This is a genomic window from Actinacidiphila guanduensis (genome assembly GCF_900103985.1).
Taxonomy (GTDB): domain Bacteria; phylum Actinomycetota; class Actinomycetes; order Streptomycetales; family Streptomycetaceae; genus Actinacidiphila; species Actinacidiphila guanduensis.
Map to the genome: position 1 here is coordinate 253,456 of NZ_FNIE01000010.1, position 13,745 is coordinate 267,200.

8 protein-coding genes are annotated in these 13,745 nt (G+C 74.5%); 6 read left to right on the forward strand and 2 right to left on the reverse strand.

Annotation, left to right across the window (positions count from 1 at the left end):
* Positions 1–82 precede the first annotated feature (82 nt).
* From BLR33_RS22910 to BLR33_RS22925, 4 genes are all read left to right on the forward strand, one after another.
* Complete coding sequence (locus tag BLR33_RS22910; protein ID WP_093786530.1) at positions 83–841, forward strand: sirohydrochlorin chelatase; 759 nt, start codon at positions 83–85, stop codon at positions 839–841.
* 419 nt (positions 842–1,260) lie between these two features.
* Positions 1,261–3,507, forward strand: a complete 2,247-nt coding sequence (locus tag BLR33_RS22915) for an MMPL family transporter (RefSeq protein WP_176930411.1) — start codon at positions 1,261–1,263, stop codon at positions 3,505–3,507.
* A gap of 154 nt (positions 3,508–3,661) precedes the next feature.
* On the forward strand, positions 3,662–4,711 hold the full coding sequence (locus tag BLR33_RS22920; protein WP_322987187.1) for a sigma-70 family RNA polymerase sigma factor: 1,050 nt from the start codon (positions 3,662–3,664) through the stop codon (positions 4,709–4,711).
* 515 nt (positions 4,712–5,226) lie between these two features.
* Positions 5,227–6,090 (forward strand): aminoglycoside phosphotransferase family protein, encoded by an 864-nt coding sequence (locus BLR33_RS22925; protein ID WP_093786437.1) that lies wholly within the window; start codon positions 5,227–5,229, stop codon positions 6,088–6,090.
* A 90-nt stretch (positions 6,091–6,180) separates the two neighbouring features.
* Here BLR33_RS22925 and BLR33_RS22930 read toward each other — a convergent pair whose 3' ends face one another.
* The gene (locus BLR33_RS22930) at positions 6,181–6,894 is read right to left on the reverse strand and encodes a 3'-5' exonuclease (protein WP_093786438.1); all 714 of its coding nucleotides are present in this window, start codon (positions 6,892–6,894) and stop codon (positions 6,181–6,183) included.
* A 94-nt stretch (positions 6,895–6,988) separates the two neighbouring features.
* The gene (locus tag BLR33_RS22935; RefSeq protein ID WP_093786439.1) at positions 6,989–8,245 is read right to left on the reverse strand and encodes an SAV2148 family HEPN domain-containing protein; all 1,257 of its coding nucleotides are present in this window, start codon (positions 8,243–8,245) and stop codon (positions 6,989–6,991) included.
* 274 nt (positions 8,246–8,519) lie between these two features.
* Here BLR33_RS22935 and glgX point away from each other — a divergent pair, with 274 nt between their 5' ends.
* A complete protein-coding gene (glgX, locus tag BLR33_RS22940) occupies positions 8,520–10,658 on the forward strand; it encodes a glycogen debranching protein GlgX (protein ID WP_093786440.1) in 2,139 nt (712 codons plus the stop codon).
* Between the two features lie 231 nt (positions 10,659–10,889).
* Positions 10,890–13,511 (forward strand): alpha-amylase family glycosyl hydrolase, encoded by a 2,622-nt coding sequence (locus tag BLR33_RS22945; RefSeq protein WP_093786441.1) that lies wholly within the window; start codon positions 10,890–10,892, stop codon positions 13,509–13,511.
* Positions 13,512–13,745 lie beyond the last annotated feature (234 nt).

Here is a 13,745-nt window from a genome sequence, read left to right on the forward strand (position 1 = left end):
GCACGCCGGCCCGGGCGGGCTGTCGCGCGGCCGCCGGGCCGTACGCGAGCAGGCGTCGGCCGCCGCCCGGGGCCCGGCCGGGATGGGGCGCGAGCGGCCGCCGCTGCTGGTGATCGCCCACGGCTCGCGCGACCCGCGGCACGCCCGCACCGTGCGGGAGGTCACGGCCCTGGTCGCCGCCGCGCGGCCCGGGCTGCGGGTGGAGACGGCGTTCCTGGATTTCTGCGCGCCCTCGGTGCCGCAGGCCGTGGAGCGCCTCGCGGCCGACGGGGTGCGCGAGGCGGTGGCGCTGCCGCTGCTGCTGACCCGCGCCTTCCACGCCAAGTCCGACATCCCCGCGGTGCTGCGCGGCGCGGCGGCCGTGCTGCCGCGCCTGCGGCTGCACATGGCCGACGTGCTCGGGCCCTCCCCGCTGCTGACCGCCGCGCTGGAGCGGCGGCTGCGTGAGGCCGGACTGCGGCCGGGCGAGCGCGCGTCCACCGGTGTCGTCCTCGCCTCGGCCGGCTCCACCGATCCCGAGGCGGCCGCGGTGATCGCCGCCGTCGCCCGCGCCTGGCAGCGCACCGGGTGGTACGCGGTGCGTCCCGCCTTCGCCTCGGCCGCGCTGCCCCGCACCGGGGACGCGGTGCGCGCGCTGCGGGCCGAGGGCGCCGCCCGGGTCGCGGTGGCCCCCTACGTCATCGCCCCCGGCTTCCTGCCCGACCGCATCGTCCGCGGCGCCGAGGAGGCCGGGGCCGATGTGCTCGCGCCGGTCCTGGGCGCGGCGCCGGAGCTGTGCGGGCTCCTGCTCCGCCGGTACGACGAGGCGCTGGCGCAGTCGGCGCGGCCCGCGATCGCCTGAGCGGGCTCGCGGTCGGCGTCGCCGTGGCCGTTGCGGTGAGCACCGCCGTCGCCACCACTGCCGTCTGAGCCGCGGGCGATCCTTCGGGTTCGGGGGACGCGGCCTCCCGCCGTCCCGGCGTCCGGCCGGCAGGGGCCGGTCCTCCCCGGCTCGACGGTCCTGCCGGCCCCATCCGCCGTTCCAGCTCAGCGGCCCGTCCCCGGGGGCTCCTCGGGGCTGTCCCGCAAGGGGACGGTGGGGGTAGCCCCACCCCTGAGGGGGAGAGTGCCCTCCCCGAAGTCACCGGTTGGCCGGATGGGTCGGCGCTGCCCGCGCCCATACCGTCGTGGATGGAAAGAGCGGCTGGTCAGGCCGCCACCCACGACGATCCTTCACCAAGGGGGCACACCGTGAGTCGCGCTCGCGCACACGGCAGCAGAATGGGCATCGCGGCGGCGATGGGAGGGTGGAGCGCCCGGCACCGCTGGGCGGCGGTGGGCGGCTGGCTGCTCTTCGTCATCCTCGTCATGGTCGTCGGCCAGGCCGCCGGCCGTATCGATGTCGACGAGGACAAGGCCACACCAGGGGAGGTGGCCCAGGCGGCCACCCTGATCGACAATGCCGGCCTGCAGGACGCCGCGAGCGAGATGGTGCTCGTGCAGACCACGCACGGCAGCGTCGAGGACCCGGCGGTACGGGGAGCGGTCGCCGACGTGATGCACGCGGTGGACGGCACCGGGCTGGTGACGGCGGTCAGTTCGCCGTACACCACCAAGTCCGTCTCGGCGGACCACCGTTCGGCACTCGTCCGGTTCGACATGCGCGGCTCCTCCGACGACGCGCCCGACCATGTGCAGCCCGTGCTGGACGCGGTGGCGAAGGTGCAGGGGGAGCACAAGGACCTGCGGATCGAGGAGTTCGGCGACGCCAGCGGCAACAAGGCGGTCAACGACGCCTTCGGCAGTGACTTCAAGACCGCGGAGTTCTCCGCGGTGCCGGTGGCGCTGGCGATCCTGCTGGTGGCCTTCGGGGCGCTGGTCGCCGCGCTGCTGCCGGTCGCCCTGGCGCTGACGGCCTTCCTCGGCGCCTCCGGCGTGGTGGCCCTGGTCAGCCACCGGGTGCCGATGAGCGACACCGCGAACTCGGTGATGCTTCTGGTGGGCCTGGCCGTCGGGGTCGACTACTGCCTGTTCTACCTGCGCCGGGAGCGCGAGGAGCGGGCCGCGGGCCACGACCCGCACACTGCGCTGCGGATCGCCTCGGCCACCTCGGGACGGGCGATCCTGATCTCCGGGTTCACCGTGATCGTGGCGATGGCGGGCATGCTCTTCACCGGCATCGGCGACTTCAAGGCGATGGGCGTGGCCACGATGATCGTCGTCGCCATCGCGATGTTCGGCTCGGTGACGGTGCTGCCCGCGCTGCTGTCGCTGCTGGGCGAGCGGGTGGAGAAGGGCCGGCTGCCGTTCTCGAACCGCCGGGCCGGGCGCCGGGCCGCCCGCCGCGCCGGGGCCGGGCAGGGCTCCAGCCGTTTCTGGCGGACCGTGCTGCGGCCGGTGCTGCGCCACCCCCGGGCGGCGGTGGTGATCGCCGGCGGCGCGCTGGTGGCCATCGCGGTGCCCGCGTTCTCGATGCACACCGCGAACCTCTCGCTCCAGCAGGAGCTCGGCGACCACCTGCCGGTCATCCGCACCTACGACCGCATCGACGCGGCCTTCCCCGGCGGCCCCGAGCCCGCGCAGGTCGTCGTCAAGGCCGACCGGATCGACTCGCCGCAAGTGCGCCACGCCATCGCCGACTTCCGCACCGAGGCGGTCGCCTCGGGCGCCAGCCGCGGCCCGGTCACGGTGACCCTGCACGGCCCGCAGAACCTCGCGCGGATCGACGTGCCGCTGGCCGGCGGCACCGACCGGGGCAAGGCCGAGGCCGACCTGAAGCTGCTGCGCGAGCACGTACGGCCCGACACCCTCGGCAAGGTGCCCGGCCTGCAGGCGCCGATCACCGGCGAGACCGCGTCCTCGATGGACTTCACGCACAAGATCACCAGCAGTGTGCCGCCGGTGTTCGCCTTCGTGACGGTCTTCGCCTTCCTGCTGATGCTGCTCTCCTTCCGCTCGCTGACCATCGCGCTGACCTCGATCGTGCTGAACCTGCTGTCGGTGGGCGCCGCCTACGGCGTGCTCACGCTGGTCTTCCAGCACGGTGTGGGCGCCTCGCTGGTGGGCGCGTCCGGCACGGGGGCGGTGGTGGCCTGGCTGCCGCTGTTCCTCTTCGTGATCCTGTTCGGGCTGAGCATGGACTACCACGTGTTCGTGGTCTCCAGGATCCGCGAGGCCCGGATGCGCGGGCTGACCACCAAGGGCGCGATCGAGCACGGCATCACCACGACCGCGGGCGTGGTCACCAGCGCCGCCGTCATCATGGTCGCCGTCTTCGCGATCTTCGGGACGCTGTCGATGCAGAGCATGAAGCAGATGGGCGTGGGCCTGGCCTTCGCGGTGCTGATCGACGCCACGGTGATCCGGGGTGTCCTGCTCCCCGCGGTGATGACCCTCCTCGGCGAGCGCAACTGGTACCTCCCCCGCTGGCTGCACCGCCTCCCCGACCTCACCCACGACGAGACCGCCCTCCCCACCCCGCCCCACCCCACCACCCCCGAACCCCACCGCCTCACCGACCCGGTGTGAGGGGTCCCCGAGCCGGTCGGCTCGCGGGCCGGCAGCGGCACCGGTCGACCTGCCGGAAGGGCCGACCTGCACGGACGGCTTCATGCAACGCCCCTGCCCGGGTTGGGCGGGGGCGTTGTCGGTGGGCGCTAGTACGGTGGGCCATATGAGCTCAATGCAGAGCGGAAGCGGCGCTTCGGGCGGCGGGCAGGCGCTGGCCGAGGCCGGGATCGAAGAGCGTCTTGAGGCCCACCGGGCGGAGCTGACGGGCTACTGCTACCGGCTGCTCGGCTCGCCCTTCGAGGCCGAGGACGCCGTGCAGGAGACCCTGGTGCGTGCCTGGCGCGGTGCGGGCGGCTTCGAGGGGCGGTCCTCGCTGCGCTCGTGGCTGTACCGGATCGCCACGAACGTCTGCATGGACAGTCTGCGCGCCGGCAGCCGCCGGGCCCGCCCGATCGACCTGTCGCCGGCCTCCCACGCCGACGCGGTGCTGCCCGGCACCACCGCGGCCGCCGACTGGATAGAGCCGGTGCCGGACGTGCGGGCGCTGCCCGCCTCGGGCGACCCGGCCGACGTGGTGGTCTCCCGCGAGTCGATCCGGCTCGCCTTCGTCGCCGCCCTGCAGCACCTGCCGCCGCGGCAGCGCGCCGTGCTGATCCTGCGCGAGGTGCTGGCCTGGAAGGCGAGCGAGACCGCCGAACTGCTGGGCACCACCGTCGCCTCGGTCAACAGCGCGCTGCAGCGCGCCCGCGCCACCCTCGCCCAGGCCGGGGTCGCCGCGGACGGGGAGGGGGCGGCCGACGCCGCGGGCATGGACAAGGAGCACCAGGCGCTGCTCGACGCGTACGTGGACGCCTTCGAGCGGTACGACCTGGACCTCCTGACCAGCCTGCTGCACGAGGACGCCACCTTGTCCATGCCGCCCTACCCGATGTGGCTGCGCGGCCACGCCGACATACGGGCCTGGTTCCTGGGCACCGGCCGCGGCTGCCGCGGCTCCCGGCTGCTGCCGGTGGCGGCGAACGGCGCGCCGGGCTTCGCGCAGTACCGTCCGGCCGCCGACGGCCGCGGCCACACCCCTTGGGCCCTGCAAGTGCTGGATGTCGACGCCGAAGGCCGGATCACGGCGCTCACCTCATTCCTGGACACCGAACGGCTCTTCCCCCTCTTCGGCCTGCCACTCGAACTCCCCGGCGAGCCCGGCGAGTCGCAGCAGCGCGGCTAGCTGCCCCGACGCCCTGCACAGCCGCACCGGTCGGCCGGTGCGCCGCGCCGCCAGCAGCACCCTGGCCAGTGCCGCGAGGGTGCCGGTGGTGGCCGCGAGGCCGCGGGCGTCCAGCCGTACGGCAGCGGCGCGTGGGCCGGTGGGGGCCGCCACAGCCGCCCTCCCTTCCTGCCGATTCCCTGCCGATTCCCTAGGGGATGCCTCGGGGCTCGCCCGGAGCGCGCCCCTCGCGTGATAGGACCGGTCGCACGGTGGTAAGTCATCGCCGGGAGGGGTACGTATCGGCGACGGGTTTTCGCGGAACAGCCGGAAACCGGCGGCAGTCCCCGTGGGTTTCCCGCGGTTACGGTGCGAGACTTGCCCTGTCCGAACGCGTGGCCGGTGCCGAGCGCATATGCGAGCATGCGTGCGGCCCCGGCAGGGCGGCCGCCGCGGGCGGCACCGGGACGGGGTGCGGACGGGCGGGCACGGGTGAGGCACGGGTGGGAGAGGCGAGAGGCGGGGCGGGCGGCGTGATGGCGGACACGGTGTTCACGCGGGAGCGGGCGCGGGCGGTGCTGGACGCCGCCGGACATCCCGATGCCGACCTGCTGTCCTTCGGGGAGAACGCGGTCTTCGCCGCCGGCCGCCTGGTGATCAAGGTGGGCCGCGGCGCGGACCTGCTGGAGCGGGCCCGCCGCGAGGTGCGCACCGCGGACTGGCTGGCCAAGCACGACGTGCCGGCGGTGCGCTCGGCGGAGTCCGAGGTGCGGCTGGTCGAAGGGCACCCGATCACGTACTGGCAGCGCCTGCCGGAGTCGCTGCGCCCGGCCACCACCGCGGACGTGGCGCCGCTGCTGCGCCTGGTGCACGCCCTGCCCGAGCCGGACTTCGGCCTGCCGCCGCGCGACCTGCTCGGCGGTGTGGAGCGCTGGCTGCTCGCGGCCGGCGACGCGATCGACCCGGCCGACGCGGCCTACCTGCGCCGCCGCCGGAACGACCTGGCACAGGCCGCCGCCGACCTCGTGCCGCACCTGCCGCGCGGCCCCATCCACGGCGACGCCCTGCCGCGCAACGTGCACATCGGGCCGGACGGCCCCGTCCTGGTCGACCTGGAGACCTTCTCCTCCGACCTGCGCGAGCACGACCTGGTGGTCCAGGCGCTCGACCGCGACCGCTACGGCGTGCCCGCCGCCGACTACGACGCCTTCACCGCCGCCTACGGCTGGGACGTCATCGACTGGGACGGCTATGAGGTGCTGCGCGGCGCCCGCGAGACCGCCGGCTGCGCCTGGGTCGCCCAGCACGCCCCGGCGAACCCGGCGGCCCGCACGGAGTTCCGCCGCCGGGTGGCCTCGCTGCGGGCCGAGGACCCCTCGGTCCGCTGGTACTCCTTCTGACGGGTGGTCAGGCCCGACCCCGAGGGTCCTCCTTTCGGGTGAGGCCCCCGGCGATGAGCCGCGGGCCGTGGACCTTCGGTCGACGGGGCGTCAGACCGCCGCCTGGGCGGCCTTCAGCGGCCAGGACGGGTCCACCACCGCGTCCGGGGAGCCCTTGCGGCGCAGCCAGCCCTGGAAGTCCTCGGCCCAGACCGCGTACCACTCGCGCTGCCGGCTCTGCAGCTCCCACAGGTCGGCCTGCCCTGCCTCGGGGAAGCGCAGCGCCAGCGCCCGGGCCACCCGGACGGCGGCGAGGGCGTCGGCCCCGGCCTCGTGGGCGCCGTCGAGCACCACCCCGTAGACGGTGCAGGCGGCCTCCAGGGTGCGCTTGCCGCGCCGGTAGCGGTCCAGGGCGCGGTCGATCACCAGCGGGTCGATGACGGGGCCGGTGCGCCCGGCGGCGGCGCTGAGCCGGGGCAGCGCGTAGCGGGCCAACTCCTCGTCCAGCAGGGTGAGATCGAAGGGCGCGTTGTAGACGACGACGGGGACCTGGGCCGCCCAGTAGCCGCGCAGGGCGTCGGCGACCTCGGCGACGACCTCGGGGGCGGGGCGGCCCTCGGCGTGCGCCTGCTCGGTGCTGACGCCGTGTATGGCGGTGGTCTCGGCCGGAATGGGCACCCCGGGGTCGGCCAGCCACTTGCGGTGCCGCACCGGCTCGCCCGCCTTGACCTCCGTGACGGCCGCGGTCACGATGCGGGCCTGCCGCGGATCGGTCCCGGTGGTCTCCAGGTCGAAGCCGACCAGCAGCTCTTCGTGCCATGCCATGGGCGCGTCCCTCCCGCTTCGTCCCCCGGTTGTCCCCCCGGTGTGCGCGTCCATCATCCCGTGGCCCTCTGACAGCACCGCCGGGCGGTGCCGGTCACGACACCGGCCGGGAGTCCGCCCAGATCCCCTCGAACTCCTCGCGGTAGACCTCGAACAGGCCGCTCTCGACCGGCTTGTCGTCGGTGACCACCCGTGTGCTGCCGCCGCGCAGCACCATCACCGGCACCTCCATGCCGCGCGCCCGCCGCAGGTAGGTCTGCACGACCGCGAGGCCGTCGGAGCGCTCGGGCCCGTTCCCCTCGATGAGGTAGGCGGTGAAGCGCGGGGTCTCGTCGAAGACCTGGATCTCGAAGGCGCCCTGGTCGCGCAGCCGGGCCCGGACCCGGCGCATGTGCATGATGTTCATCTCCACCGAGCGGGCCAGCTCGCCGCGCCCCAGGCCGAGTTCGCGCTCGCGGCGGCGCACCGCGCTGCTCGCCGGGTTGAGGAACAGCAGCCGCACCCGGCAGCCGGACTCCGCCAGCCGCACCAGCCGCCGCCCGGAGAAGTTCTGCACCAGCAGGTTGAGGCCGATGCCGACCGCGTCCAGCCGCCGGGCGCCGGAGAACAGGTCCTCGACGGGGAGTTGGCGCTGCAGCCGCACCCGGTCGGGGTAGACGCCGACGACGTCGGAGTAGCGGTCGGCGACCAGCTCCTCCACGGCGTCCACCGGCAGCCGCCGGCCGGCCGTCCGCGCGGGACCCGAGCCCAGCAGCTCCAGCAGCCGGGCCGAGGCCCGCTCGGCCTGCTCCAGGGCGGTGCGCGACAGGGCCCGGTTGCGGGAGACCACGTGCCGGGCCACTTCCAGCTCGTCGAGGGCGAGTTCGAGCTCGCGCCGGTCGTCGAAGTAGGGCTCGAAGCAGGGCCAGTGCTGGACCACCAGCTCGCGCAGCTGCGGCAGCGTCAGGAAGCTGAGCACATTGTCGTCGGCCGGGTCGAGCAGGAAGCCCTTGCGGCGGCTCACCTCCCGTACGGCGACCGCCCGCTGCACCCACTCGTGACCGGCCGGGCCGGCGGCGGCGACCACCCACTCCTCGCCGTGCACGGGCTCGTAGATGGGCCGCAGCACCGCGTTGACGACGGCCCGCAGCCGCTGCTCCACGATGTTGAGCCAGACGTAGGCGCGGCCGGCCCGGGCCGCGCGGGTGCGCACCTCGGCCCACGCCTCGGCGCCCCAGTCCAGTTCGGCGCCGATCTCGACCGGCGCGGCCACCGACACGGCACCTGACGGGCTGTCCTGGGCCGCCTCGTCCGTGACGTGCCGGTCGCCCTGCTCACCACCACTCGGGAGCATCAGACCTCCGGACGTCACCGCTCACCGCCTCCCGCCCCCGCCCACGATCAAGGAAGGGTACTGCGGTGCGGGGGGCGTCGCAGCCGTATCGACCCTACTTGAGTTACTAGCAGACAACCCCATCTGCCGCGCCGTCGCAGCCCGTTGCCGCGCTGTCACCCCCCGGGCGTACCGGGATGGGAGGATGCTTCGGCAGGGCCGGTCGGGCAATCCGAACCGGAGAAGCCAAACGTAACCGCCGGAGCGCGCGGACGCACGCCGCTTGCTGCGGCCGGAACGGAAGAGTCTCAACATGCAAGTCTGGCCGGGTCAGGCGTACCCCCTGGGTGCCACCTTCGACGGCGCGGGCACCAACTTCGCCGTGTTCTCCGAGGTGGCCTCGCGCATCGAGCTGTGTCTGCTGCACGACGACGGCTCGGAGACGGCGGTGGAGCTGCGCGAGGCCGACGCCTTCGTACGGCACGCCTACCTGCCGGGGGTGATGCCGGGCCAGCGGTACGGCTTCCGGGTGCACGGGCCCTACGACCCGGCCCGCGGCCACCGCTGCAACTCCGCGAAGCTGCTGCTCGACCCGTACGCCAAGGCGATGAGCGGGCACATCGACTGGGACGAGGCGGTCTACGGCTACCGCTTCGGCCAGCCGGACTCCCGCAACGACCTGGACTCCGCGCCGCACACGATGAGTTCGGTGGTCGTCAACCCGTACTTCGACTGGGCCGACGACCGGCCGCCGAAGACGGACTACCACAAGACGATCCTCTACGAGGCCCACGTCAAGGGCCTGACGATGACGCATCCGGGCCTGCCGGAGGAGATCCGCGGCACCTACGCGGCCCTGGCGCACCCGGCGGTGATCAGCCATCTGGTGGAACTCGGCGTGACCGCCCTGGAGCTGATGCCGGTGCACCAGTTCATCCAGGACCACCGGCTCGCGGACGCCGGGCTGGCCAACTACTGGGGCTACAACACCATCGGCTTCTTCGCGCCGCACCACGCCTACTGCTCGCTGGGCGACCGCGGGCAGCAGGTACTGGAGTTCAAGACGGCGGTGCGCGCGCTGCACCGGGCCGGCATCGAGGTGATCCTCGACGTGGTCTACAACCACACCGCCGAGGGCAGCCACCTGGGCCCGACGCTGTCGCTGCGCGGCCTGGACAACGCCTCGTACTACCGGCTGGGCAGCGACCGGCGCTACTACACGGACACCACCGGCACCGGCAACTCGCTGCTGATGCGGCACCCGCACGTGCTCCAGCTGATCATGGACAGCCTGCGCTACTGGGTCACCGAAATGCACGTGGACGGCTTCCGCTTCGACCTCGCCGCCACCCTCGCCCGGCAGTTCCACGAGGTGGACCGGCTCTCGGCGTTCTTCGACCTGGTGCAGCAGGACCCGGTGGTCTCCCAGGTGAAGCTGATCGCCGAACCGTGGGACGTCGGCGAGGGCGGCTACCAGGTGGGCAACTTCCCGCCGCTGTGGACGGAGTGGAACGGCAAGTTCCGCGACACCGTGCGCGACCTGTGGCGCGGCGAGAGCGCCACCCTCGCGGAGTTCGGCTCGCGGCTGACCGGCTCCTCCGACCTCTACCAGGACGACGGGCGGCGCCCGCTGGCCTCCATCAACTTCGTCACCTGCCACGACGGCTTCACCCTGCGGGACCTGGTCTCCTACAACGAGAAGCACAACGAGGCCAACGGCGAGGGCAACCGGGACGGCGAGAGCTTCAACCGGTCCTGGAACTGCGGGGTGGAGGGCCCGACCGACGACCGCGCCGTGCAGGCGCTGCGGATGCGCCAGATGCGCAATTTCATCGCCACCCTGATGCTCTCCCAGGGCGTGCCGATGCTCAGCCACGGCGACGAGTTCGGCCGCACCCAGCGCGGCAACAACAACGCCTACTGCCAGGACAGCGAGCTGGCCTGGATCGCCTGGCCGGGCAAGGCGGGCGCGGACGAGGCCGACGACGAGGCGTCGAAACTGCACGAGTTCGTCAAGACGATGGTGTGGCTGCGCCGGGACCACCCGGTCTTCCGGCGCCGGCGCTTCTTCCACGGCCGCCCGGTGCAGGGCACCCACGACGAGCTGTCGGACATCGCCTGGTTCACCCCCGACGGGCACGAGATGACCCAGCGTGACTGGCAGGCCGCGCACGCCCGCTCGCTGGTAGTCTTCCTCAACGGCAACGCGATCTCCGAGCCGGGCCCGCGCGGCGAGCCGGTCACCGACGACTCGTTCCTGCTGCTGTTCAACGCGGCGCCCAAGCCGCTGGAATTCGTGGTCCCGGTCAACCACGGGCGCGAATGGCAGCTGGTGATCGACACCGAGCGGCCGGACGGGGTGCCGCCGGGCACCGGCGAGAAGGTGGCGGCCGGCGACCACCTGCTGCTGGCGGACCACAGCCTGGTGGTGCTGCAGCGGCCCGCGGACTGAGGGGGCGGTCCACGGGCGGGGGCGGGCTCGGGCGCTGCGGCGGGGTGCGACCGGGCCGCGACCGGGCGCGGCCGGCAGCTGGCCGACTGCGGCCGACCTGGACCGGGACCGGCCCCGACGGGGCCCACTCGCCGCGACCGGCGCGGGCGATGATAGGAACAGCCCGCCGGACGGGCGCGTACAAATCGTCCCCGCGCGCCCAAACGGCCGATCCGGGGTAGAGAAGATCCCATGACGGCTCCTTCCGCGCCCGGACCGCGCCCCGACCTCCCCGGCCACTCCGGCCATCCCGACCGCTCCGACCGCCCCGCCCCCTCGGCCACGTACCGCATCCAGCTGCAGCCCGCCTTCACCTTCGCCGACGCGGCCGCCTGGGTGCCCTACCTGGCCGCCCTGGGCGTCAGCCACCTGCACCTGTCGCCGGTGCTGGAGGCCGTCCCCGGCTCCACGCACGGCTACGACGTGGTGGACCACACCCGGGTACGGGCCGAGCTGGGCGGCGAGGAGGGCCTGCGGGAGCTGTCGGCGCGGGCCCGCGAGCACGGGCTGGGGCTCGTCCTGGACGTCGTGCCGAACCACATGGCCGTCCCCGCCCCCGAGCACCTCAACGGCCCGCTGTGGGCCGTCCTGCGCGACGGCCCCGGCTCCCCCTGGGCCCGGTGGTTCGACATCGACTGGGCTGCCCTGGGCGGCAAGGTGCTGCTGCCCGTCCTCGGCGAGCCGCTGCCCGACGTCCTGGACGACCTCGCCGTGGTGACCGACAAGAGCGCGGGCGGCAAGGTGCTGCGCTACTACGACCACCGCTTCCCGCTGCGCCCCGGCACCGAGCACCTGCCGCTGCCCGCGCTGCTGGACGCCCAGCACTACCGCCTCGCCTACTGGCGCGCGGCCCGCACCGAGCTGACCTACCGCCGCTTCTTCACCATCTCCGACCTCATCGCCGTACGCGCCGAGCTGCCGGAGGTCTTCGACGCCACGCACGAGACGGTGCTGCGCCTGCTGCGCGACGGCGTCGCCGACGGCCTGCGCATCGACCACCCCGACGGCCTGGCCGACCCCGCGGGCTACCTGTGCCGCCTGGCCGACGCGAGCGGCGGCCGGTGGACGGTGGTCGAGAAGATCCTCCAGCCGGGCGAGGCCCTCCCCGCCGACTGGCAGTGCGCCGGCACCACCGGCTACGACGCGCTCGCCCGGATCGACGGCCTCTTCACCGACCCCGAAGGCGCGGCCGAAGTCGCCGGCTTCTACCGGGAGTTCACCGGCGTCGCCGACGACCGCGGCGGCCACTGGGACCCGACGGTCCGCCGGGCCGCCCACCGGGTCGTCACCCGTGACCTGGCGGCGGAGGTCTCCCGCCTGGCCCGCAGCGCCGTGCGGGCGCTGGCGGCGGCCGAGCGCGGAGCTGCGCCGGGGGCGGGCGGGCCCGGAGCGAGTGGGTCCGGGGCGGGCGGCGCCCGGGCGGATGGGGCCGCAGCCGCGGCCTCCGCGGCTGCGGGCTTCGGGGCCACGGCCGCCGCAGCCACGGGCTTCGGGCAGGAGCAGGTCGAGGAGGCGCTGCGGGAGCTGCTCGTGCGGGTGCCGGTCTACCGGACGTACGTCAGGCCCGGGGTTCCCGCGACGCCGGAGGACACCGCGCTGCTCACGCGTGCCGCGCAGGAGGCCGCCGAGGCGTGCGGGGGGCTCGCGCCCGTCCTGGCCGCGCTGCGGGACCTCGCGCTGGGCGGCGGGAGCGGCACGGACGCCGACGACTTCCTCGTACGGTTCCCGCAGGTGGCCTCCGCGCTGCACGCCAAGTCCGTGGAGGACGCGGCCTTCTACCGTTACGGGCCGCTGCTGCCGCTGTGCGAGGTGGGGCGCGACCCGGGCAAGCCCGCCACCTCCCCCGAGGAGTTCCACGCCTACTGCGCCCGGATGGCGCGCGAGCGGCCGGCCGCCGGCACCGTGCTGTCCACGCACGACACCAAGCGCAGCGCGGACCTGCGGCTCACGCTGGCCGTGCTCTCGGAAATGCCGGACGCGTGGCGGGAGTTCATGGCCGCCAGGCCTGCCCGGGGTGCCGCGCTGGGCGCGCCTGCGGCGCCGGACCCGCACACGGCGTACACGGTCTTCCAGACGGCCGTCGGGCTCGGCTTCGCGCACCCCGACCGGCTGGTGCCGGCCGCGCTGAAGTTCGCCCGCGAGGCGGGGCTGCACACGACGTGGACCGAGCAGGACGAGGCGTACGAGAAGGCGGTCGCCGACTTCACCGAGCAGGGCCCGTGCGGTCCGCAGGCGTACGACATCGGGGAATTCGCCCGGAGCCTGGAGCCCCACGCCGCCGCGAACATCCTGGGCGCGGCCCTGGTCCACCTGACGATGCCGGGGGTGCCCGACCTTTACCAGGGCACCGAGTTCCCGGTCCGGACCCTCGTGGATCCCGACAACCGCGGCACCCTGGCCGAGCCCGAGCCCGGCACCCGACGCCTCGGCCCGGACCGCACCCTCGCCGGCCTGCTGGAGGGGCGGGCACCGCGCGGCACCGACGAGGCCAAGCTGCACCTGACCGCGACCGCGCTGCGCCTGCGCCGCGACCACCCCGACTGGTACGGCCCGCACGCCGCCTACGAGCCGATCACCGCCGAGGGCCCCGCCGCCGCCCACTGCCTCGCCTTCCTGCGCGCCGGCACCGCCCTGACGGTGGCCACCCGCCTCTCCCGCCGCCTCCAGGCCGCGGGCGGCTGGCGCGACACCGTCCTCCCCCTCCCCGACGGCCGCTGGCGCAACCTGCTGACCGGGGGGACCTACGGGGGCCGTATCCGCGTGGGTGACCTCCTCGCGGAACAGCCGGTGGCCCTGCTGACCCGGGAGGAATAGCCAACCGCCGCCCCGTGGAACGGCATCCCGCTTCAGGCAGCCGGTGGAGGCCGCTCCGGGCGGTGGGTTCGCGCTGCGCGCACGAAGCGGCACCCAACTCCCGGCGCACCGGGTCGTGTTCGACTCCAGCCGCCACGCGAGCGGGCCGCCCGGCGTCCGTTCACGCCGCAACGGCGCCAACCCGCCAGCCGTCAGCGCGAGTTCAGCCTCCGGCACCCGCCACCCGACGGCGTC

Excerpts from the sequence above, each read along its gene's own strand:
- BLR33_RS22910 (WP_093786530.1), top strand. The coding sequence starts at position 83 with ATGGGGCGCGAGCGGCCGCCGCTGCTGGTGATCGCCCACGGCTCGCGC.
- BLR33_RS22915 (WP_176930411.1), top strand. The coding sequence starts at position 1,261 with ATGGGCATCGCGGCGGCGATGGGAGGGTGGAGCGCCCGGCACCGCTGG.
- BLR33_RS22920 (WP_322987187.1), top strand. The coding sequence starts at position 3,662 with ATGCAGAGCGGAAGCGGCGCTTCGGGCGGCGGGCAGGCGCTGGCCGAG.
- BLR33_RS22925 (WP_093786437.1), top strand. The coding sequence starts at position 5,227 with ATGGCGGACACGGTGTTCACGCGGGAGCGGGCGCGGGCGGTGCTGGAC.
- BLR33_RS22930 (WP_093786438.1), bottom strand. The coding sequence starts at position 6,894 with ATGGCATGGCACGAAGAGCTGCTGGTCGGCTTCGACCTGGAGACCACC.
- glgX (WP_093786440.1), top strand. The coding sequence starts at position 8,520 with ATGCAAGTCTGGCCGGGTCAGGCGTACCCCCTGGGTGCCACCTTCGAC.
- BLR33_RS22945 (WP_093786441.1), top strand. The coding sequence starts at position 10,890 with ATGACGGCTCCTTCCGCGCCCGGACCGCGCCCCGACCTCCCCGGCCAC.